We start from the raw sequence: 20,572 nt of genomic DNA, 5'->3' as shown, positions 1-20,572 counted from the left end.
CTTATCGTCAGTCCTGGAAACGCTGCGGTGCGTCGTCGATGATCACGACCTGGCCGTCGCGGATCTCGCGCACTTCCATCGCACGCTGGATCAGATTGTCGCTGCCGAAGCGGAACGCACCGTCGAGCCCGAGGAAACCATCGTCCTCACGCATGCGTCGCTTGGGGAAATCCTCGCCCACCTGCCAGTCGCGCGCGATGCGAAGCGTCAGCAGAACGCTGTCGTAACCCAGCGTCGCGATGCGGTAGGGCTGGCCGCCGAACCGCTCTTCATAACTCTCGGAGAACCGGCGGAACCGAGCGTCGGAGATCGACGAGAACAGGAGGCCTTCGAGCGAAGGTTCGCGCGTCACGCTGCCTTCTCCGCTGAGCCTTTCGGTCCCCAGCAATTGCAGCGATCCGCGTCCGCCCGGGCGCAGTTCTTCCGCGGCAATCGCGGTCAGGCGCGCGCCGTCGGCGATCAGGACGGTGTCGAACCCGCCCCGCTGGCGCAGGCGGAGCGCGGCGCTCTTGATCGAGGTGTTGGCCGAACTGTAGCGCTCGGTGGCGATCAAACGTCCGCCGCTCCGGGCGATCGCATCGGCAAGCGCTTCCTGTGCTTCGCGGCCATAATCGTCGTCAGGCACGATGGCTGCGAAATTGACCGCTCCGCGGCGGCGGACATAGCCGACCGATCGCATGATCGACTGCGAAGGCACCTGGCCCATCACGAACACGTCCGGGCCGGCGACGCTGGCATCGTTGGAGTAGGTTATGACCGGCACATCGGCCGAGCGGGCTTCCGCCTGGACCTGCGAGACATTCCCGGCCCGCAGCGGGCCGAGGATCAGCTTGTTGCCATCCGCGATGGCGTTGCGCGCGGCGGAGCGCGCACCCAGTGCCGTGTCGTAGGACGTGATGCGGATATTGGTCGCGTTCGTATCGAGCAGCGCCATGGTCGTCGCATTGGCGATCGAGTTGCCCACCGCGGCATCCGGGCCCGTAAGCGGGACCAGCAACGCCACGCGGTGATGCGATCCGTCGTTTGGCAGGACATTGGCGTCAGGAACGGAGGGCTGCTGGACGACCGGTTCGTCCCTGACCGGCGGGCCGGACGTATCCGGACCGGACGTGTCGGGGATCAGCTGGCACCCCGCCAGCCCCGCCATCGCTATGGACATGATTGCGACACGTCGCAGGTTTGCGAAAAGCTTCATCCTTGCCGACCCTTGCTTGTCTGGTTCATGGAGATGCCCGTGGACGAACACCCCGACCAACTCTCCCTGGCTGCCGGCCTGTATATCGTGGCGACGCCGATTGGCAATCTCGGGGATATCACCCTGCGGGCGATCGAGGTGCTGCGCGGCTGCGACGGAATCGCCTGCGAGGACACGAGAGTGACCGGCAAGCTGCTGAAACATCTGGGCATTTCGAAACCGCTCTGGCGCTACAACGATCACAGCGAGGACCGCGACAGGGGCCGCTTGATCGAATCCATGCGGTCGCGCGCGGTCGCGCTGGTCAGCGATGCGGGGACCCCGCTGGTTTCGGATCCCGGCTATCGCCTGGTGCAGGAGGCGCGAGCGGCCGACATTCCCGTCACCACGTTGCCCGGACCGTGCGCCGCGATCGCCGCCCTGACGCTGTCCGGCCTGCCGAACGACCGGTTCCTGTTCGCAGGCTTCGTTCCGAACAAGGAGAAGGCGCGGCTGGACTTTCTCGGCGAATTCGCGACCGTGGACGCGACGCTCCTCTTCTACGAGACCGGGCCGAGGCTGACCAAGACGCTGGGGGCCATCGCGGAGATCCTTCCCGGACGGACCACCAGCGTCGCGCGGGAACTGACGAAGCTTTACGAGGAATGCAGGACCGGTCCGGCGCAGGACCTCATCGCGCATTTCGAAAACCACCCCCCGAAGGGCGAGATCGTATTGCTGGTCGGTCCGCCATCGGCGAATGAAGCGTCCGATGCGGACGTCGACGCGCTGCTACGCAATGCGCTGGAAACCGAGAAGGCCTCGCGCGCGGCCGCGCTGGTGGCCAAGCGGACGGGTCGCGACCGGCAGCAGCTTTACGCACGCGCCATGGAGCTCAAGGCTTCGTGAAGAGACAGATCGCCGAACGCAGCGGACGCGACGGCGAGGCGCGCGCTGCCGCATGGCTACAGCTCAAGGGGTGGTCCATCCTTGCCCGTAGGGTCAAGACGCCGCGCGGCGAGATCGACCTCGTCTGCCGGCGCGCGGGCACGGTCGCTTTCGTCGAGGTGAAGTGGCGGCAGCGCAAGGCCGATCTCGACCATGCGATCGATGCGTTCCGCCTCAGCCGGGTGGCGGCGGCGGTCGAATGCGTCGCGCACGAATACGCCACCAATGGCGAGGATATCAGGGTGGACGTGATCCTCCTTGCGCCGGGCGCGCTCCCTCGCCACATCCCGAACGCCTGGCAGCCATAGGAAAATCCCATGTCCCTTCGCGTCGCCGTCCAGATGGACCCGATGGAATCGATCAACATCGCCGGTGATTCCAGCTTCGCCCTGATGCTGTCCGCGCAGGATCGCGGTCACGAGGTGTGGCACTACGACGTGACCTCGCTCTCCTACGAAACGGGCGAGGGCGGCCGCCTGACGGCACTGGCCGCGCCGGTCACGGTCCAGCTGGTGGAAGGCGACCACTTCACCATGGGCGAGCGCCGGCGGATAGACCTCGCGCGCGATATCGACGTCGTCTTGATGCGGCAGGACCCCCCGTTCCATCTCGGCTATATCACGGCCGCGCTGCTGCTCGACCGGCTGCGCGGCACGACGCTGGTCGCCAACGATCCGCGCGAGACGATCAATGCGCCGGAAAAGATGTTCGTCCTCGATTACGCGCGCTTCATGCCGCCGACGCTGATCGCCCGCTCGCTCGACGAAGTCCGCCGGTTCCAGGCGGAACACGGCGCCGTGGTGGTGAAGCCATTGCACGGCAATGGCGGCAAGGCGATCTTCAAGATCGATGCCGACGGCGGCAACCTTTCGGCCTTGATGGAGGTCTTCAACCAGACCTGGCCCGAACCGCACATGGTGCAGCCTTTCCTCCCGGAAGTAAGCCAGGGCGACAAGCGGATCGTCCTCGTCGACGGCGAATTCGCAGGCGCGATCAACCGCAAGCCGGGCGAGGGTGAGTTCCGATCGAACCTGGCGCAGGGCGGCTATGCGGAGGCTGCCAAGCTGACCGCGCGAGAAGAGGAAATCTGCGCCGCGATGGGTCCCGAGCTCAAGCGGCGCGGACTGGTGTTCGTCGGCATCGACGTGATCGGCGGCAAGTGGCTGACGGAGATCAACGTCACCAGCCCCACCGGCATCGTCGCCATCGACCGGTTCAACGGAACCGATACGGCAGGCGCCATCTGGGATGCCATCGAACGCCGGCACGCGGCGATGTAGCCGGGCGATGGACGATTTCATTGCCGATACGATTGCCGGGCTGGGCTACCTCGGCATTGCCCTGCTGATGGCGCTGGAAAACGTTTTCCCGCCGTTCCCTTCCGAAGCGATCATGGGCGCGAGCGCGCTCGCCATCCAGCAGGACAAGCTCGAATTCTGGCCCGTCTTCGTGTCCGGGACGATCGGCTCGGTCGCCGGCAATTATGTGTGGTACTGGATCGGGCACAAGCTCGGTTACGAAAGGCTGCGTCCCTTCATCGACCGGTTCGGCCGGTGGCTGACGCTGGACTGGGAAGACGTGGAGAGCCTCGCCGCCTTCTTCCGGCAATACGGTCAGTGGGCGGTCCTGTTCGTGCGCGCCTTGCCGTTCATGCGCACCATGATCTCGCTCCCGGCGGGACTGACGCACATGTCCGTCTGGCGGTTCGTGATCTTCACCACCATCGGCGTGGCGATCTGGAACCTCATGCTGATCTTCGGGATGCAGTGGCTATCGCGTACTTTCGACCAGACCGACGACCTCGTCAGCTGGATCATCATCGCGACCGGCGCGCTCGCCATCGGCAGCTATCTCTTCCGGCTCGCGACCTGGACGCCGCGCGCCCGGCGCTAGTCCCGCTCGCGCGGGTGGGCATTGCGATAGCTGTCGAGCAGCGTCGCGGCGTCCACCTTCGTATAGATCTGCGTGCTGCCGAGGCTCGCATGGCCGAGCAGTTCCTGCAGGCTGCGCAAGTCGGTTCCGGCGCCCAGCAGGTGCGTCGCGAAACTGTGGCGCAGCGCGTGCGGCGTGGCGGAAGCGGGAAGGCCGAGCAGATCGCGGACCTGCGCCATCGCCTTCCTGACCATGCCGGCATTGAGCGGGCCGCCCTTTTCGCCGCGAAAGATCGGCCGGTCCCGTTCCGGCGGGAACGGGCATTTGCGGATATAGGCATCGACCGCCTCCCGCACGACGGGAAGGACCGGCACGATGCGCTGCTTCGATCCCTTGCCGGTGACGGACACGGTCTCGCCCAGCGGCACGTCGGCCCCGGTCAGCGCGAGGGCTTCGGCAATCCGAAGACCGGCGCCATACAGCAGCAGCAGGACCGCGCGATCGCGCGCTCCGATCCAGCTGTCCGCACCCAGATCGGCAACCCCGTCGGCCAGATTGGCGGCATCGTCCGGCGTGACCGGACGCGGCAGGCCTTTCTTGACTCTTGGGCCGCGAATGCGCGGGGCGGACTTCGTCTCGAACCCCGCCTTGCCCTGCGCGAACCTGATGAAGGCCTTGATCGCCGACAATTCCCGCGCGGCGGATGCATTGCCGAGCCCTTCCTGTCTCCGCGCCGCGAGATGGCTCCGAAGGCCGGCGGCATCCAGGGTGGCAGCTGCATGCCAGTCCTCGATCGTCCTGCCGGCGAGCAGGCGACCGGCAGCGGCGGTATAGGCGCGGACGGTGTGGGGCGAGCGGCGCTGTCCGAGCGCAAGGTGCGCTTCCCACTCGGCCACCATCGCGGCCCGGTCGGTCACGCGGCGACCCGCGCGGTAGCGACGATTTCCGCCAGCAGGGCGTCCAGCACCCTGATCCCGTCTTCGGTCGCCCCGATGCGCGATCCCTCCTGCCACAGCAGGCCGTTGCCCCGGTGAAGCGCGACTTTCGCAGGGTCAAGCAACGACGCCTCCGGCAGGCCCGTCCGCTGCGCGATGCCGGCGGGATCGACGCCTTCCGCGAGGCGCAGGCCCATGAGGAGCGCTTCGGTGGCTCTCTCCTCCGCGGCCAGCGGGGTTTCGCTTTCGATGCCGTGCCCCTGCCGATCGATGGCCGCCATCCAGTTTTCCGGCTTGCGATGGCGCTGGGTGGCAGCGCCCCGGCGCCTGCCATGCGCGCCCGGGCCGATGCCGCAATAGTCGCCGTACCGCCAGTAGGTCAGGTTGTGCCGGCTCTCCTGCCCAGGCTGCGCGAAATTGCTGATCTCGTAGGCGGGCAGATTTGCCGCGACCGTCATCTCGCGAGTCATGACGAAGAGGTCGGCCGCCGCATCGTCGTCTAGCGGCGCGAAGGCACCGCGCCGCACGTCGGTGGCGAAGCGTGTGCCCGGCTCGATCGTCAGCTGGTAGAGCGACAGGTGTGTCGTGCCGAAGCCGATCGCGCGTTCCAGTTCCTCCCGCCATGCCTGCCCGGACTGGCCGGGGCGCGCATAGATGAGGTCGAAGCTGACGCGCCCGAAATGCCGCTGCGCCACGTCCAGAGCGGCAATGCCTTCGTTCGCCCCGTGCAATCGCCCGAGGAAGCGCAGGTCGGCATCGTTCAGGGCCTGGAGACCCAGCGACACGCGGTTGACGCCGGCCGACGCAAGCTCGGCGAAGCGCTCCGCCTCCACCGAGGAGGGATTTGCTTCCAGCGTGATTTCGCAGTCCGGCAGCAACCCCCTGCGTTCGTCCGCCCGCTCGATCAGCTTCGCGACGAGGGCGGGCGGCATGAGCGACGGTGTGCCCCCTCCGAAAAAGATCGAACCGATCGGGCCGGCATCGCGGACGGCGCCGAATTCGTAATCGAGATCGGCCAGCAGCGCGCGTTCCCACGCCTGCGTATCGACCCGCGCCCGGACATGGCTGTTGAAGTCGCAATAGGGGCACTTGGCGAGGCAGAACGGCCAGTGGACGTAAAGCGCGAGGGGCTGCGCGGACGGCTGCCGGTATGGGGCGGGGCGGTGTTGCACGAGAACGAATCTATCGGGTGGCCGCCCGCATTGCAAAGCCTGCCGGCCGGAGCGGGACCGTCAGCTTATCCGAACTGTTCCGCCACGAACCTGGCGAAGGCATCTGCGCGGTGGCTGATCCGATGCTTCTCGTCCGGGTCGATCTCGGCGAAGGTCTGCTCGCGGCCTTCGGGCACGAAGACCGGGTCGTAGCCGAAGCCCAGTTCGCCGCGCGGCGGCCAGGTGACCGACCCCGGGGCGCGGCCTTCGTAGACGGCGTGCTCACCGTCGGGCCACGCAATCGCCAGCACGCAATGGAACGCGGCCGACCGGTCCGCGTCGGGGCCTTTCTGTGCGAGCAGCCCTTCGACCTTGCCCATCGCCATGTACCAGTCGCGTCCCGGATCGCCTTCGAACCACTGCCGTTCCGCCCAGTCTGCCGTGTAGACCCCCGGCTTCCCGTCCAGCGCGGCGACCGACAGGCCGCTGTCGTCGGCGAGCGCGGCCAGCCCCGATCCTTCGGCCGCGGCGCGCGCCTTCAGCAGCGCGTTCTCCACGAAACTCGTGCCGGTCTCTTCCGGTTCGGGCAGGCCGAGCGCGCCTGCGCTGATGCAGTCGACGCCGTAGGGCGCGAGGAGTGCGGCGATCTCCTTCAGCTTGCCGGCATTGTGCGTGGCGATGACCAGCTTGCCGGACCCGATGCGCCTAACCATGTGCCGCGCTCACTTCACCGCGTCGCGCTGCGCGGCGAAGATCCGGTCGCAGCCGATGCGCGCGAGGCGCAGCAGGCGCAGAAGCCCTTCCTCGTCATAGGTCGCGCCTTCCGCGGTCGCCTGGACTTCCGCGATATGGCCGCCTTCGATCAGGACGAAGTTCGCATCGGCATCGGCCTTCGAATCCTCGTCATAATCGAGGTCGAGCACCGGCGTGCCCTGGAAGATGCCGCAGCTGATCGCGGCGACTTGCGCGGTGATCGGATCGGTGTCGATCGCCTTTGCTTCCAGAAGGCCGTTTACGGCCAGTCTCAGCGCGACCCATGCGCCGCTGATCGCGGCCGTCCGCGTGCCGCCATCCGCCTGGATGACGTCGCAGTCGAGCGTGATCTGCCGTTCGCCCAGCGCCTTCATGTCCACGACCGCGCGCAGCGACCTGCCGATCAGGCGTTGGATTTCCTGCGTCCGTCCGCTTTGCCGGCCCTTGGCCGCTTCGCGGCTCCCGCGGGTGTGGGTGGCGCGGGGCAGCATGGAGTACTCGCCCGTGACCCAGCCCTTGCCCTTGTTCCGCATCCAGGGCGGCACGTTGTTCTCGACGCTGGCGGTACACAGGACGCGCGTATCGCCGAAGCTGACGAGACAGGAACCCTCCGCGTGCCTGGTGAAGCCGGTCTCGATGGTGATGGCGCGCATTTCGTCTGGCGCGCGGCCCGATGGTCGCATGATGATCTCCGTTGGAATTCGTGGCACGGCCCTAGCGGCCTCACCCGCGCTACGCCAGACGCGGTAGCGGACCTTGGCAAGAAAGGCGGCAGGAAGGGCGGACCCCCTTGCAAGGACGGCCACCGCCATTCTAGCTAACACCCATGGCGCAGCCCCCTCTATCGGACCTGTCGGATCGCGCGCGAGCCATCTTCCAGCTCGTGGTCGAAGGCTATCTCGAAAGCGGGCAGCCGGTCGGCTCCAAGGCCATCGCCAGCGGAGGAACGGTCGAGCTCTCGCCCGCCTCGATCCGCTCGGTGCTGGCCGACCTGGAAACGCAGGGCCTGCTCGCCGCGCCCCATACCAGCGCGGGCCGCATGCCGACCGAGAGCGGTTTGCGCCTGTTCGTCGATGCGATGATGCAGGTCGCCGAACCCACGGCGGAGGAACGCGAGGCGATCGCCCAGCGCATTTCGGAAGCGGGACCGATCGAGCAGGCGCTCGAAGCGACCAGTTCCATGCTCTCCGACCTGTCCGGGGCGGCCGGCATGGTCATGGTCCCGACCCGCGATCCGCGGCTGGCGCAGTTCAGCCTGCTGGACCTCGGCGAGGGGAGGGTGCTCGCGGTGCTGGTCGGGCAGGACGGCACGGTCGAGAACCGCGTGCTCAACCTCGCGCGCTCCTATTCGGCCTCGGACCTCCAGGAGGCGGGCAACTACATCGCGTCCCGCCTGACCGGGCGGACCCTTTCGGAAGCGCTCTCCGCCATCCGCAGCGAACTGGCAGCGAACCGCACGCAGCTCGACGCGGCGAGCCGCGATCTCGTCGAACGCGGCATCGCAATGTGGAGCGAGGATGCCGACAAGCGCCCCGTGCTCATCGTGCGCGGCCAGGCCAAGCTGCTGGACGACGATGCCATCGGCGACCTCGAGCGCGTGCGCCAGCTGCTCGACGACCTGGAGAACAAGCGGTCGGTCGCAGACCTTCTCGACAGCGCGCGCGAGGCCAGCGCCACGCGTATCTTCATCGGCAGCGAAAACCGCCTGTTCGCGCTCAGCGGCTCCTCCGTCATCGCCTCGCCCTATCGCGACCGCGAGGGGCGGGTGGTCGGCGTGCTGGGCGTGATAGGCCCCACGCGGTTGAATTACGCGCGAATCGTTCCCATGGTGGATTTCACGGCCCGGTCCCTGGGCAAACTCATCGGATAATCGCGAAAGAAACAATGACCGACGACGACAAGCCGGCGCACGATCCCGCCGTAGAAAAAGAGCTCGAAGGGGTTCCGGAGAAATTCCTCCAAGATGAGGATGACACCCCGGAGGAAGACGACGATCTTGGCGAGGCGATCGCATCGCTGCGCGAGGACCTGGAAAAGGCGAAGCAGGAAACGCTCTATGCCAAGGCGGAAACGCAGAACCTGCGGCGCCGCATGGAAAAGGATGTCGCCGATGCGCGCGCCTACGCCGCGACCGGGTTTGCGCGCGACATACTGAGCGTGGCGGACAATCTGGCCCGCGCGATCGACTCGATCCCCGAAGACCTGCGCGAGGACAGCAAGTTCAAAGGGCTGGTGCAGGGCATCCAGGCCACGCAGCGCGAACTGGACAAGGTCTTCGGCCAGAACGGCATCACGCGCATTGCCGCGATGGGCCTGCCGCTCGACCCCAACCAGCACCAGGCGATGATGGAAATTCCGTCCGACAAGGACGAGCCCGGCACGGTCGTGCAGGAAATGCAGAGCGGGTACATGATCCGCGACCGGTTGCTGCGCCCGGCCATGGTCGGCGTGGCGAAGAAACCCGACTGACGCCTGTGAAAGCGCTCCGGTCCGCAATTCTCGCCGCCGCGATCTTCGCGGCATGTCCCGGATCGCTCGCAGCGCAGGAGGCCGACGAGGCCCTTCTGGAACTGGGGCAGCGGTACCACGAGTATCGCATGGCCCAGTCCGGCCGGATCGAGACCGCGGATGGCGGTACGACCATGGGCGGCGGCCTGTGGTCGGTCACGCGCGAAGCGCAGCAGGCGCGCGCGCAGCAGGCGCAGGCATTCCTTGAAGAACTCGACCGGCTCGACGCCGGCGGCCTTTCGCCGTCGGTCGCCATCGATGCCGCGGTCCTGCGCGAAATGCTCGAGTCCGAAATCGGCGATGCGCGGTTTCGCGAATGGGAAATGCCGTTCGACAGCGACAGCAATTTCTGGAGCTATCTCGCCGCATCGCGCGGCTTTTCGACCGTCGAGGAATACGAACGCTACATCGCCCGGATGCGCGACCTGCCGCGCTATTTCGACGAGCATATCGCCAATGCGCGCACCGGGCTGGAACGCGGGTTCAGCGTGCCGCGCGTGACGCTGGAAGGCCGCGATGCCTCGATCGAATCCTATGTGGTGGACAATGCGGAGGACAGTGCCTTCTGGGGTGCCTTTGCCGACATGCCGGCCCGCATCTCCGCCGAAGATGCCGAGCGGCTGAAGGAAGAAGGCCGCGCGGCCATCCGCGAAAGTGTTGTCCCCGCCTATGTCGGATTGCTGGACTTCTTTCGCGACGAATACCTGCCGCGCACGCGCACCACGCTGGCGGCCGAACGGATGCCGGACGGGCCGGCCTATTACCAGCAGCAGATTCGGCAATACACGACGCTCGACCTGACCGCAGAGGAGATACACCGGATCGGGCTGGACGAGGTCGCCCGCATCACCGCCGCGATGGAAGAGGTGAAAGCGCAAGCCGGCTTCGAAGGCTCGCTGCAGGAGTTCGTCCGGTTCCTGCGCACCGATCCCCAGTTCGTGGCGCGCACGCCGGACGAACTGATGGGCGTTTCCGCCTATGCGGCCAAGCGGGTCGATGGCGTGATCGCCGATTATTTCGGATTCCTGCCGCGGCACCGCTTCACCATCCGGCCGGTCGATCCGGCGATCGCACCATTCTACACCGCGGGGCGCGGCGGGCTCGATGCGTGCCAGATGAACACCTACGACCTGCCCTCGCGGCCGCTTTACAACATTCCGGCCCTGACGCTGCACGAGTGCATTCCGGGCCACAGCTTCCAGGCGGCCATCGCGCTGGAGCGCGAGGCGGCGCCCGATTTCCGTCGCCAGACCTATTTCTCCGGTTTCGGCGAAGGCTGGGGCCTCTATGTCGAGTATCTGGGCGAGGAGATGGGAATCTACCGCACGCCCTACGAGCGGTTCGGAAGGCTGAGTTACGAGATGTGGCGCGCGGCGCGGCTGGTTATCGATACGGGCATCCACCACTACGGCTGGGACCGGGACAAGGCGCTTGATTACCTCGCATCGCGCACGGCCCTGTCGGAGCACGAGGTCGAAACCGAAGTCGATCGCTATATCAGCTGGCCGGGACAGGCGCTGTCCTACAAGCTGGGCGAACTGACCATGCGCCGCGTGCGCGACAAGGCCGAGGACGCGCTGGGTTCCGCGTTCGACATCCGCAAGTTCCACGATGTGGTACTGGCGCTTGGCTCGGTCCCCCTTCCGGTGCTGGAAGATCGCATCGACCGGTTCATCGCGTCAGGCGGCGAGGGACTTGAGGGCGTGACCTACCGATAAGCCACTGGCGGCTTATCGCCTCCTTAGCACGGTTCATCCTGTTTGCTGCTTTTCTGAACGACCCTGTCAAAACCGAGACAGTCGGTTTGCGTTGGGGTGACAACGGTTCAGACAAAGGAGACTATCGATGAACAAGCGTATCCTGCTCGCCCCGGCACTTGCCGCCTCCGCCCTGTCGCTCAGCGCGTGCGCCGAGAACTACGCGCTGGAAGGCGCGGGCCTCGGTGCCGCCGCCGGCGCTGCCGCTGCCGCGATTACGGGCGAGGACTTCGAGACCTACGCCGTGGCCGGTGCCGCGATCGGCGGTATTGCCGGTTACTTCAAGGACAAGAACAACCGCTGCGACGGCTTCTACGATCGCCGCGGGCGGTATCTGGATGACGATTGCCGCGGAGACCGTCGCTACGGTCGCTATTTCCGCTGACCAATCCAACTTCTGCAAGAAGGGGTCGCGATTTCGCGGCCCCTTTCTTCGTTCAGCGTCCGTCGGCCCCCGGAAACCTGACCAGCAGGTCATAGGCCGAAACGTCGGGCGCGCCGGCGACCCGGACGCCGTTCCTGAGCCAGAAAGCGTGCTTCACGATGTCCGCCTGCTGCTCCACGCCATAGCGCTCCAGCGGCCATCCGGGCTTCAGCGAATAGTGGTACCGCGCCCAGGGCATCCGGTTCAGGATGAGGAACCAGGGCCCGTTCGTCTGCACCTGCCAGACATGCACCATTTCGTGGATGAAGAGGCCCTGCCTGATGCGGGTCTCGAGCGCGAAATCGTCGCAATAGGCGGTCCCGCGCGGATGGAAATGGATGTGGCCGCGCGGCGCCATCGTGGTCTGGCGTGGCTGGAAGAACGCCCACTTTCTGCGCCGGATGCGGACCCGCTCGTAATCGATCGCCGTGCCGAACACCGTCCGGGCGAGTTCGATTTCACCGGCCGTCAATTGCCGTTCGCCGCCCGCTGGGCAGGCCTGCGGCGCGGCGTCCGCTTCTGCGACGATGCCGTGTTCGCTCAGCGCGCTTCCCCTGCGCCGCGGATTTCCGCGTCGAATTGCGCCACCGTCGCGTCGCCTGCCGTCAGGGTCACGCGGGCCGTGCCGCCGGCCTGGAGGTCATCGCCGACGCCGAACACCATCAGGTGGTTGCCGCCCGGTTCGAAATTGTACGCGTTCCCGCCGGTCAGGGGCAACGGGTCCATTTCCTGCATGCGGGCCATGCCGTCCACCATCGCATGTTCGTGCAACTCGGTCCGCTCCGCCCCCTCGACGCTGGCGCCGTCCAGGCTGACATCGTCGCCGACATAGGTCATGTCGAAATAGACTGCGGCGGGATTGCCGGAGACCGCGGGCAGGATCAGCCGCGCGTTCTGCACCTGCGTCTCGGCAGGGACCTTTGTGAAAACGGGTGCTTCCTTCTCCTCGCTTTCGGGGCTCCCGCAGGAGGCGGTAATGCCCGCGAGACCGAGGGCGAGGGCGAGTTTCCACGGCGTGGTCATGGTCGAGAATTCTCCGTTGGCGAACCGTGCGTCTGACTAGCCAACGGGTTCTCTTGTGCCAAGGACAAGTGCACCTATATCGCCCGCATAATCCGAGCCGCCGAGCGGTTTTGCCTCTCGCAGGGAAGCCAAGCGCGCGGTGTCCAACCAATGCAAAGACACGGGGAATACATGGCTAAAGTTATCGGTATCGACCTTGGCACCACCAATTCGTGCGTAGCCGTAATGGATGGGGCGAAGCCCAAGGTGATCGAAAACTCCGAAGGCGCGCGCACCACGCCTTCGATCGTGGCGTTCACGAAGGACCAGGAACGCCTTATCGGACAGCCGGCCAAGCGCCAGGCGGTCACCAATCCCGACAACACGCTGTTCGCGATCAAGCGCCTCATCGGCCGCCGGTTCGACGATCCCATGACCAAGAAGGACATGGAGATCGTTCCCTACGACATCGTGAAGGGCAAGAACGGCGACGCGTGGGTCGAGGCAGGCGGCGAGGAATACTCCCCCAGCCAGATTTCCGCCTTCATCCTGCAGAAGATGAAGGAAACCGCCGAGAGCTATCTGGGCGAAACGGTTTCGCAGGCCGTCATCACCGTGCCGGCCTACTTCAACGACGCGCAGCGGCAGGCGACCAAGGACGCCGGCCAGATCGCGGGCCTCGAAGTGCTGCGCATCATCAACGAGCCGACCGCGGCTGCGCTGGCCTACGGCCTCGAAAAGGACGACGGCAAGACCATCGCCGTCTATGACCTTGGCGGCGGTACGTTCGACGTTTCGATCCTAGAGATCGGCGATGGCGTGTTCGAAGTGAAGTCCACCAACGGGGACACGTTCCTGGGCGGCGAGGACTTCGACAACACGATCGTCGAATACCTGGCCGACCAGTTCAAGTCGAAGGAGAACATGGATCTCCGCAGCGACAAGCTGGCCCTGCAGCGCCTGAAGGAAGCGGCCGAAAAGGCCAAGATCGAGCTTTCCAGCTCGGCCTCCACCGAAGTGAACCTGCCCTTCATCACGGCACGCATGGAAGGCGGCAGCTCCACCCCGCTGCACCTCGTCGAAACGATCACCCGTTCCAAGCTCGAACAGCTTGTCGGCGATCTCATCAAGCGCACTCTCGAACCGTGCAAGAAGGCTCTGGCCGATGCCGGTATCGAAAAGGGCGGCGTCGACGAAGTGATCCTGGTCGGCGGGATGACCCGCATGCCCAAGGTCCGCGAAGTGGTGAAGGACTTCTTCGGCAAGAACCCGCACACCGGCGTGAACCCGGACGAGGTCGTCGCCATGGGTGCCGCCATCCAGGCGGGCGTTCTCCAAGGCGATGTCAAGGACGTCCTGCTGCTCGACGTGACCCCGCTTTCGCTGGGTATCGAGACGCTGGGCGGCGTGTTCACCCGCATGATCGATCGCAACACGACGATCCCGACCAAGAAGTCGCAGACCTACTCGACGGCCGAGGACAACCAGCAGGCGGTTACCATCCGCGTGTTCCAGGGCGAGCGCGAGATGGCGGCCGACAACAAGCTGCTGGGTAATTTCGACCTGGTCGGCATTCCGCCCGCACCGCGCGGCGTGCCCCAGATCGAGGTCACCTTCGACATCGACGCCAACGGCATCGTCAGCGTCAATGCGAAGGACAAGGGCACCGGCAAGGAGCAGACGATCAAGATCCAGGCGTCCGGCGGCCTCTCGGATTCCGACATCGACCAGATGGTCCAGGACGCCGAGAAGTTCGCGGAAGAGGACAAGAAGCGCCGGGAAAGCGCCGAAGCGCGCAACCAGGCGGACAGCCTCGTCCACACGACCCAGAAGCAGCTCGACGAGAATGGCGACAAGGTCGATGCCGATACGAAGGCCGCGGTCGAAAGCGCGATTGCCGAGACGAAGACCGCTCTGGAAGGCGACGATGTCGACGCGATCAATGCCAAGGCGCAGGCCCTGACCGAAGCTGCCATGAAGATGGGGCAGCAGATCTACGAGAAGGAGCAGGCGAACTCCGCCGGTTCCGCCGAAGGCGGCGACAACGCCACTTCGGACGGCGCGGCCGACGACGATGTCGTCGACGCCGAATTCTCCGAAGTCGACGAAGACAACAAGGGCTGACCAGCCCGATGACGGAACGATCGCCATCGATGCCAGCGCGCATCGGTGGCGGTCGGTCTGTCGGGTCCTAGTGCTATGTCTTCCGAGACCGATCTCTACGAACTGCTCGGCGTCTCCCGCGATGCCGACGCCGCGACCTTGAAATCCGCCTATCGCAAGCAGGCGATGGCCAACCACCCGGATCGCAACCCCGGCAATGCCGAGGCCGAAGCGCGTTTCAAGGCGGTGAACGCCGCCTACGAGGTCCTGAAGGACCCGCAGAAGCGCTCCGCCTACGACAGGTACGGCCACGCCGCCTTCCAGCAGGGCATGGGCGGCGGCGGTCCGCAGGACTTCGCCGATATCGGCGACATCTTCGAAACGATCTTCGGCAGCGCCTTTAGCGGGGCCGGTGGCCAGCAGCGCGCAAGGCGCGGGGCCGATCTTCGCTACGACATGGAAATCGGTCTGGAGGACGCCTTCCATGGCAAGTCGACCCAGATCGAAGTCGAGATTTCCCAGACCTGCGACACATGCAGCGGCTCGGGCGCAGAGCCCGGTACCGGGACGCGCGGCTGCCAGCTGTGCAACGGCTTCGGCAAGGTCCGCGCCAAGCAGGGCTTCTTCGTGGTCGAACGCCCCTGTCCCAACTGCCACGGGCGCGGCGAAGTGATCGAGACGCCCTGCCACAGCTGCCGCGGCGAAGGCCGCGTCGATGTCGAGCAGAAGCTCGACGTGGAAATACCACCGGGCGTCGATACCGGCACCCGCATCCGCCTGTCCGGCAAGGGCGAGGCAGGGCCGCGCGGGGCGCCTCCGGGCGACCTGTATATCTTCGTCCACGTCCGTCGGCACACGGTCTTCGAACGCGAAGGCACCACGCTCCTCACGAGGGTCCCCATCAGTTTCACCAAGGCTGCTCTCGGCGGCTGCGTGGAAATCCCGGACCTTGGCGGCGACACGCATTCGGTGGACATTCCGGCCGGAATCCAGTCCGGCAAGCAGCTGCGGGTTCGCGGCGGCGGGATGCCGGTGCTGCAGGGCAGGGGGCGCGGCGACCTGATCGTGGAAGTCACGGTAGAAACGCCGACCAAGCTTTCTCGCGAACAGCGCGAGATCCTCGAACGGTTCCGCGAGACCGAAACCGGCGACGAATGCCCCGAAAGCCGCGGCTTCTTCGAACGCATCAAGGAAGCCTTCGGGGCCTGAGCCTCAGCCCAGCCTGTCGAGCACTTCCCTGCGGATGCGATCCAGCAGCTGCGGGTCTGCGGTCAGCCGGTCTTCTTCCTCGTCGAGGATGGCGAGGAAGGCCTGCCGCTTGAACCGCCGGCACCGGTCCTGTTCGACCGCGCCGTCCTGCGTCGAGCAGACGAGGTCGATCATCCGTTCCGCGCCGTGCAGGCGTCCCCACAGGTAATCGTTCTCGCGATAGGCGCGGCTGAAGAATGCGCCGAAATTGTAGAACTCGATACCCCTCAGCGTCGCCCGGGTCCCGCCTTCGCGGATGCTGCGCGCATCGTCCGGGCTGATCCGGTCCACCTTGATCGGGTCGAACTCGGTCAGCCCCTCGTTGCGCATCAGCGGCAGGGTGGCGACGTCGTAAAACGGGAAGCCGAGATAGGTCAGCAGGATCTTGCGGCGCAGGTCCTTGGGCATCGCTTCCAGCGCCTCGGCGAGCATGATCTCGGCCTTCTCGTCGATGTCGGCCAGCAGGCGCCGCTCTTCCAGCATGTCCAGCACCCGTTCCGGGTCGTGCAGCACCTCACTCGCATGCGCCGCGAAGTCGGGACCGAGATTGGCGATGCCCTCGCGCGCCAGGTAAAGTTCCAGTATCTCGTAGATCGCCACCCGGGCCGCCTCGACCGCTTCGTCGTCAAGTTCGGGATCCGCGTCCCAGTCGCGCGCCAGCCTGCGGTTGAGGAGGCGAAGGCGCCGTATCCGAAAACCAAGGTCGTGCGCGCGGAAGAACGCGATCGCGGCGTCGTTTGCGCCGCCCTTTTCGCCGGCCAGACCCTCCAGCCCGGTACGCGCCAGCGCGGTGAAGAAGGCATCGGCAATCGGCGTTGCATCGGGCAGGTCGAGATCGGGCGCTGCTGCCAGGGTCAGGTCGGCCAGGCTGCGCACGATGGCGCCGAACTTCGCCTGCGCATAGGAATGATAGGCGTAGCCCGCCTGGACGGCGGCTTCCTGTTGCGCCTTGTTGCGCCACGCCTTGAGACGCTTGGTCGTGGGCCGGTCGAAGAACAGCGTGTAGCCGAAAAGCCGTTCCACGGTGGCTTCCACCTGCGGCCGCAGGCCCTTGATCATCCGGCGCAGCTGCTCCGCCTCGCGCGACTGCTCTTCCAGGACCGCAAGGTTGTCCCTGATCGGCTGTTCGCGCGGAATGGTGGACAGCGATCCAAAGATGGCCCCGAAGAAACCGATCGGCTGGTCGCTCGGCTCCTTTAGCGATCCGAACCGGTCGGGACGCGGATCGATATAGACGAACCGGCGATCGACCTCGCGCTGTGCCGGACGCCCGTGCAGGGCGACGAGCGCGCCGTCGAACGGCTTGTTCACGAGCACCGAGCCATCGATCAGCGAAACCTGTTCCGCGATGTCCTTGTCGAGATGCGCCGGCATGATGCGGCGCAGGAACCGGGCCCGCTGCGGCCACGAAGTGTCGGTCTGTTCCCCGAGCCTATCGATCTCGCGCAGCTGGAGCGGCGGGAACGCGCCCGGGAAGCTCGCCGTCGCGCGTGCCGCCATTGTGAGTTCGAGGGGGTTGGCAAGCCCTGTCCCCGGATCGCGGGGTGTGCGCGATCGGAAACCGATCGGCATGCGGTGCTCGCTTTCTTCGGCGACGGGCGGGCTGTGCAGGCGAAGCTTTTCCAGATGACCGCGAAAATCGGTCGCAGTCACGAACAGGTCGAGCGGGTGGCCGGGCGGCAGCAGGGGTTGGTCGGCCGGCGCCTTGGCCATGGCGGCAAACGCATCGAACAGCAGCCGCGTGAAATTGTCGCCCGAAAAGGGCGGGTGGAACCAGCGCCCGCGGACAAGTTGCGAGACCTTGCGGCGCACTTCGCTGCGGGTTTCCTCCGCCACGCTTTCGGACACGATGTTGCCCGGCTGCTTGAGGACCCACCACGCGATCGGCTGCGCCCAGAATTTCGCGAACCGCCACACGGGCCGCGCGTCCGGATCGACCAGCTCGTCGATATCGGCCTTCTCCAGCCAGAGATCGGTCAGCGGTTCGAGCGACTGGCCGGAATGTACGGCCTGCGCCAGGAAGACGGCATTGATGCCGCCGGCACTGGCGCCGGTCAGGATGTCGGGCAGGACGCGCAGCTTCACGCCCTGGTCCTGCTCCAGGCATTCGAGCAGGTCGCGATAGACGCCTTGGACCCCTTCGGCCCGCGGCTCGTGCGCCAGAAAGGCGCGGCTGGCACGCGCCAGTTTCCACAGTTCCTTGGTGACGCCGTGCATGTAGACCGCGAGGCTGATGCCGCCGTAGCAGACGAGCGCGATCCTGAGTTCCTTCTGCCGCATCCGCCTTTAGTGGCGGGATTATCCGCGACAGGCAATTGCGTTCCACCTATGTTCCGCTTATTGGCCGGGGATGGCCAAGCCGAAGAAACGCTATGTCTGTCAGGCCTGCGGGTCGGTGTCCGCGCGGTGGCAGGGGCAGTGCCCCGATTGCGCGGAATGGAACACGATGGTGGAGGACGTACCCGCTACTGTTTTTTCGCAGAAGCACGATCTCTCCAGCGGCGGTCGCCGGGTAGAGTTCGAACCGCTGGATGCGCCGGGCGAGGTCCTGAAGCGCCGCGCGACTGGCCTTGCTGAACTCGATCGCGCACTCGGGGGCGGACTGGTCCCCGGTTCCGCGATCCTGATGGGGGGCGATCCGGGCATCGGCAAATCCACGCTGTTGCTGCAGGCTGCCGCCAGCATCGCGAAGGCAGGCGGGCAGACGGTCTATATCAGCGGCGAGGAAGCCGCTGGGCAGGTCCGGCTGCGCGCGTCCCGCCTCGGACTGGCGGACGCGCCGATCAAGCTGGCGGCCGCGACATCCGTGCGCGATATCCTGACGACGCTGAAGTCGATGGAAGCACCCGCCTTCCTGGTGATCGATTCGATCCAGACGATGCATTCCGATACGATCGAAGGGGCGCCCGGCACGGTCAGCCAGGTCCGCGGATGCGCCTTCGAACTGATCCGGTACGCCAAGGAACACGGCTGCGCCCTCGTGCTGGTCGGTCACGTGACCAAGGACGGCAGCATCGCCGGCCCCCGCGTGCTGGAACACATGGTGGACGTGGTGATGAGCTTCGAAGGGGAGCGCAGCCACCAGTACCGGATCCTGCGCGCCATCAAGAACCGGTTCGGCGCGGTCGACGAGATCGGCGTGTTCGCCATGGCCGGCGCCGGCCTGGAGGAGGTCGCCAACCCATCCCTGCTGTTCCTCTCCGGCCGCGAGACGCCGCTGGCCGGCAGCGCGGTGTTCCCGGCGCTCGAAGGCACGCGGCCGGTCCTGATCGAGATACAGGCGCTGATCGTGCGGCTCCAGAGCGGCGCCACGCCGCGCCGCGCCGTGGTGGGCTGGGACAGCGGCCGGCTCGCCATGCTGCTGGCTGTGCTGGAGTCGCGCTGCGGGCTCAGTTTCAGCACAGCCGAAGTCTATCTCAACGTCGCCGGCGGGTACCGCCTGTCAGACCCTGCGGCGGATCTAGCCGTCGCCGCGGCGCTGGTCTCGGCACTGGCCGACACGCCGATCAAGTCCGGTGCCGTGTGCTTCGGCGAGGTCTCGCTTGCGGGGGAAATCCGTCCCGTGGCCCATGCCGGCCTGCGGCTTCGCGAATCGGCCAAGCTCGGCTTCCGTATCGGCTACGGTCCGCGCGAAACGGCCGACAGCAAGTCCGATTCACCGGACCTTAACTACCGTGGTCTCAGTAAGTTGGCCAATCTCGTTGACCAGGTGATGGGACGGACCTAATTCCGCGGACGGCATGACGGGCTTCGATATTATCGTCTTGGTGATCGTGGGCGTGGCCGCGGTCGGTGGCTTCATGCGCGGCCTCGTGCAGGAAGTGCTCTCGCTCGCGTCCTGGATCCTCGCGATGTTCGCGATACATTACCTCCACACGCCGCTCACCGATTTCCTCCTTCCCTATATCGGACAGCTGACAGGCGCCGCCATCCTGGCCTTCGTGCTGCTGCTCCTCATTCCCTATTCCGCGATGAAGCTCATCGCGGGCAGGGCGGGGGAAGCGTCCCGCAAGTCGGTGCTCGGTCCCGTCGATCGCGTGCTCGGTTTCGGCTTCGGCCTTGTGAAGGGCGCGCTTATCGTCGTGATTGCGTTTTCCCTGCTCGTCCTTGGCTATGATACGGTCTGGGGCGTGGCCGGTCGCCCGGCATGGATCACCACGGCGCGGACCTACCCGGTCATCAACGCCAGCGCCGATGGCCTGGTCCAGCTGATCGAGCAGCGCCGCGCGCAGCTTCGCGGAAGCGACGACGAGGACGGGAATTGACCCGCGCCGGAAGCGCAGGCTCCCTCTACACTCCGGAAATTCTCGGTCTCGCGGTGGAGCTGGCGCGATACCCGTTCGATGCGTCGGCTCCCCATGTCGGCGATGCGCGCTCCCGCAGTTGCGGGAGCGTCGTCCGGATCAGCTACGGCAATGCCGCAGATGACCCGATCGGCTTGGAGGTCAGCGCCTGCGCCATCGGGCAGGCCGCGGCCGCCATCTTCGCCCGGTCGGCCGGAGGCTCTTCGTCAGACGATCTGGCGCGGACCCTCGACCAACTCGAGCGGTGGCTGGCAGACGAGGATGCCGTCCCCGACTGGCCGGGCATCGAAATCCTGACCGACGCGCGCGGCTATCCTGGGCGTCACGGCGCGATCATCCTGCCGTGGAAGGCCGCGCAGCAGGCGCTTTCCAAGCGGGAAGCATCGCAGTAGC

At 66.2% G+C, this 20,572-nt stretch carries 21 protein-coding genes; 13 read left to right on the top strand and 8 right to left on the bottom strand.

Features of this window, described 5'->3' with window-relative positions; translation table 11 throughout:
* Positions 1-7: 7 nt before the first annotated feature.
* A complete protein-coding gene (locus AB1K63_RS03520; protein WP_366958558.1) occupies positions 8-1,195 on the bottom strand; it encodes a penicillin-binding protein activator in 1,188 nt (395 codons plus the stop codon).
* A 39-nt stretch (positions 1,196-1,234) separates the two neighbouring features.
* Here AB1K63_RS03520 and rsmI point away from each other — a divergent pair, with 39 nt between their 5' ends.
* From rsmI to AB1K63_RS03500, 4 genes are read left to right on the top strand one after another with little or no spacing between them, the layout of a single operon-like run.
* The gene (rsmI, locus tag AB1K63_RS03515) at positions 1,235-2,083 is read left to right on the top strand and encodes a 16S rRNA (cytidine(1402)-2'-O)-methyltransferase (protein WP_366958557.1); all 849 of its coding nucleotides are present in this window, start codon (positions 1,235-1,237) and stop codon (positions 2,081-2,083) included.
* A complete protein-coding gene (locus AB1K63_RS03510; protein ID WP_366958556.1) occupies positions 2,080-2,430 on the top strand; it encodes a YraN family protein in 351 nt (116 codons plus the stop codon). Before rsmI ends, AB1K63_RS03510 begins: the two co-directional genes overlap by 4 nt.
* A gap of 9 nt (positions 2,431-2,439) precedes the next feature.
* Positions 2,440-3,402, top strand: a complete 963-nt coding sequence (gene gshB / locus AB1K63_RS03505; RefSeq protein WP_366958555.1) for a glutathione synthase — start codon at positions 2,440-2,442, stop codon at positions 3,400-3,402.
* Between the two features lie 7 nt (positions 3,403-3,409).
* Complete coding sequence (locus tag AB1K63_RS03500; RefSeq protein ID WP_366958554.1) at positions 3,410-4,015, top strand: DedA family protein; 606 nt, start codon at positions 3,410-3,412, stop codon at positions 4,013-4,015.
* Here the strand turns inward: AB1K63_RS03500 and AB1K63_RS03495 are convergent.
* From AB1K63_RS03495 to rph, 4 genes are all read right to left on the bottom strand, one after another.
* Positions 4,012-4,911, bottom strand: a complete 900-nt coding sequence (locus AB1K63_RS03495) for a tyrosine recombinase XerC (protein WP_366958553.1) — start codon at positions 4,909-4,911, stop codon at positions 4,012-4,014. The genes AB1K63_RS03500 and AB1K63_RS03495 overlap by 4 nt on opposite strands.
* Positions 4,908-6,101: a radical SAM family heme chaperone HemW gene (hemW, locus tag AB1K63_RS03490; RefSeq protein ID WP_366958552.1), complete on the bottom strand. Its 1,194-nt coding sequence runs from the start codon at positions 6,099-6,101 to the stop codon at positions 4,908-4,910. Before hemW ends, AB1K63_RS03495 begins: the two co-directional genes overlap by 4 nt.
* Before the next feature lie 65 nt (positions 6,102-6,166).
* Positions 6,167-6,793, bottom strand: a complete 627-nt coding sequence (gene rdgB / locus AB1K63_RS03485; RefSeq protein ID WP_366958550.1) for an RdgB/HAM1 family non-canonical purine NTP pyrophosphatase — start codon at positions 6,791-6,793, stop codon at positions 6,167-6,169.
* Between the two features lie 9 nt (positions 6,794-6,802).
* Positions 6,803-7,516 carry a ribonuclease PH gene (gene rph, locus AB1K63_RS03480; protein WP_366958548.1) on the bottom strand — a complete coding sequence of 238 codons (714 nt, stop codon included), beginning with the start codon at positions 7,514-7,516 and terminating at the stop codon, positions 6,803-6,805.
* 143 nt (positions 7,517-7,659) lie between these two features.
* Between rph and hrcA the strand changes: the two genes are divergently transcribed.
* The 4 genes from hrcA (at position 7,660) to AB1K63_RS03460 (ending at position 11,483) form a co-directional block, all read left to right on the top strand.
* A complete protein-coding gene (gene hrcA, locus AB1K63_RS03475) occupies positions 7,660-8,703 on the top strand; it encodes a heat-inducible transcriptional repressor HrcA (RefSeq protein WP_366958546.1) in 1,044 nt (347 codons plus the stop codon).
* 14 nt (positions 8,704-8,717) lie between these two features.
* Positions 8,718-9,302, top strand: coding sequence for a nucleotide exchange factor GrpE (gene grpE, locus AB1K63_RS03470; RefSeq protein WP_366958544.1), 585 nt, complete (start codon positions 8,718-8,720; stop codon positions 9,300-9,302).
* Positions 9,303-9,307: 5 nt separating this feature from the next.
* On the top strand, positions 9,308-11,059 hold the full coding sequence (locus AB1K63_RS03465) for a DUF885 family protein (RefSeq protein ID WP_366958543.1): 1,752 nt from the start codon (positions 9,308-9,310) through the stop codon (positions 11,057-11,059).
* Positions 11,060-11,186: 127 nt separating this feature from the next.
* Positions 11,187-11,483, top strand: a complete 297-nt coding sequence (locus tag AB1K63_RS03460; protein ID WP_366958542.1) for a glycine zipper domain-containing protein — start codon at positions 11,187-11,189, stop codon at positions 11,481-11,483.
* Positions 11,484-11,535: 52 nt separating this feature from the next.
* On the opposite strand, the gene AB1K63_RS03455 is transcribed toward AB1K63_RS03460, so the two are convergent.
* Together AB1K63_RS03455 and AB1K63_RS03450 are read right to left on the bottom strand one after the other, a co-directional pair.
* Entirely contained in the window at positions 11,536-11,994 is a 459-nt protein-coding gene (locus AB1K63_RS03455) for a vgr related protein (protein WP_366958541.1), read from the bottom strand.
* A gap of 68 nt (positions 11,995-12,062) precedes the next feature.
* A complete protein-coding gene (locus tag AB1K63_RS03450; RefSeq protein WP_366958540.1) occupies positions 12,063-12,545 on the bottom strand; it encodes a copper chaperone PCu(A)C in 483 nt (160 codons plus the stop codon).
* A gap of 171 nt (positions 12,546-12,716) precedes the next feature.
* Between AB1K63_RS03450 and dnaK the strand changes: the two genes are divergently transcribed.
* Both dnaK and dnaJ read left to right on the top strand, forming a co-directional pair.
* Entirely contained in the window at positions 12,717-14,648 is a 1,932-nt protein-coding gene (gene dnaK / locus AB1K63_RS03445) for a molecular chaperone DnaK (RefSeq protein ID WP_366958539.1), read from the top strand.
* A 75-nt stretch (positions 14,649-14,723) separates the two neighbouring features.
* Positions 14,724-15,836, top strand: coding sequence for a molecular chaperone DnaJ (dnaJ, locus tag AB1K63_RS03440; RefSeq protein ID WP_366958538.1), 1,113 nt, complete (start codon positions 14,724-14,726; stop codon positions 15,834-15,836).
* 3 nt (positions 15,837-15,839) lie between these two features.
* Here dnaJ and AB1K63_RS03435 read toward each other — a convergent pair whose 3' ends face one another.
* The gene (locus AB1K63_RS03435; RefSeq protein WP_366958537.1) at positions 15,840-18,155 is read right to left on the bottom strand and encodes a patatin-like protein; all 2,316 of its coding nucleotides are present in this window, start codon (positions 18,153-18,155) and stop codon (positions 15,840-15,842) included.
* Between the two features lie 70 nt (positions 18,156-18,225).
* Between AB1K63_RS03435 and radA the strand changes: the two genes are divergently transcribed.
* Genes radA through AB1K63_RS03420 form a run of 3 tightly spaced genes read left to right on the top strand, consistent with a single transcriptional unit; the run spans position 18,226 to position 20,571 of the window.
* Positions 18,226-19,602, top strand: a complete 1,377-nt coding sequence (gene radA / locus AB1K63_RS03430; protein ID WP_366958536.1) for a DNA repair protein RadA — start codon at positions 18,226-18,228, stop codon at positions 19,600-19,602.
* Positions 19,603-19,615: 13 nt separating this feature from the next.
* The gene (locus AB1K63_RS03425) at positions 19,616-20,140 is read left to right on the top strand and encodes a CvpA family protein (RefSeq protein WP_366958535.1); all 525 of its coding nucleotides are present in this window, start codon (positions 19,616-19,618) and stop codon (positions 20,138-20,140) included.
* Complete coding sequence (locus AB1K63_RS03420; RefSeq protein WP_366958534.1) at positions 20,137-20,571, top strand: iron-sulfur cluster assembly scaffold protein; 435 nt, start codon at positions 20,137-20,139, stop codon at positions 20,569-20,571. Before AB1K63_RS03425 ends, AB1K63_RS03420 begins: the two co-directional genes overlap by 4 nt.
* Position 20,572 lies beyond the last annotated feature (1 nt).

It is taken from the genome of Qipengyuania sp. JC766 (assembly GCF_040717445.1).
GTDB lineage: Bacteria > Pseudomonadota > Alphaproteobacteria > Sphingomonadales > Sphingomonadaceae > JC766.
Note: the sequence above shows the minus strand (reverse complement) of the source record. Positions and strands in the feature narration are given on the sequence as shown.

Bases quoted from the DNA above. Each gene is read 5' to 3' on its own strand.
- AB1K63_RS03500 (WP_366958554.1), top strand. From the start codon at position 3,410: ATGGACGATTTCATTGCCGATACGATTGCCGGGCTGGGCTACCTCGGC.
- AB1K63_RS03460 (WP_366958542.1), top strand. From the start codon at position 11,187: ATGAACAAGCGTATCCTGCTCGCCCCGGCACTTGCCGCCTCCGCCCTG.
- rdgB (WP_366958550.1), bottom strand. From the start codon at position 6,793: ATGGTTAGGCGCATCGGGTCCGGCAAGCTGGTCATCGCCACGCACAAT.
- AB1K63_RS03520 (WP_366958558.1), bottom strand. From the start codon at position 1,195: ATGAAGCTTTTCGCAAACCTGCGACGTGTCGCAATCATGTCCATAGCG.
- AB1K63_RS03435 (WP_366958537.1), bottom strand. From the start codon at position 18,155: ATGCGGCAGAAGGAACTCAGGATCGCGCTCGTCTGCTACGGCGGCATC.
- radA (WP_366958536.1), top strand. From the start codon at position 18,226: ATGGCCAAGCCGAAGAAACGCTATGTCTGTCAGGCCTGCGGGTCGGTG.
- gshB (WP_366958555.1), top strand. From the start codon at position 2,440: ATGTCCCTTCGCGTCGCCGTCCAGATGGACCCGATGGAATCGATCAAC.
- grpE (WP_366958544.1), top strand. From the start codon at position 8,718: ATGACCGACGACGACAAGCCGGCGCACGATCCCGCCGTAGAAAAAGAG.
- hrcA (WP_366958546.1), top strand. From the start codon at position 7,660: ATGGCGCAGCCCCCTCTATCGGACCTGTCGGATCGCGCGCGAGCCATC.
- rph (WP_366958548.1), bottom strand. From the start codon at position 7,516: ATGCGACCATCGGGCCGCGCGCCAGACGAAATGCGCGCCATCACCATC.
- dnaK (WP_366958539.1), top strand. From the start codon at position 12,717: ATGGCTAAAGTTATCGGTATCGACCTTGGCACCACCAATTCGTGCGTA.
- dnaJ (WP_366958538.1), top strand. From the start codon at position 14,724: ATGTCTTCCGAGACCGATCTCTACGAACTGCTCGGCGTCTCCCGCGAT.
- AB1K63_RS03425 (WP_366958535.1), top strand. From the start codon at position 19,616: ATGACGGGCTTCGATATTATCGTCTTGGTGATCGTGGGCGTGGCCGCG.
- AB1K63_RS03450 (WP_366958540.1), bottom strand. From the start codon at position 12,545: ATGACCACGCCGTGGAAACTCGCCCTCGCCCTCGGTCTCGCGGGCATT.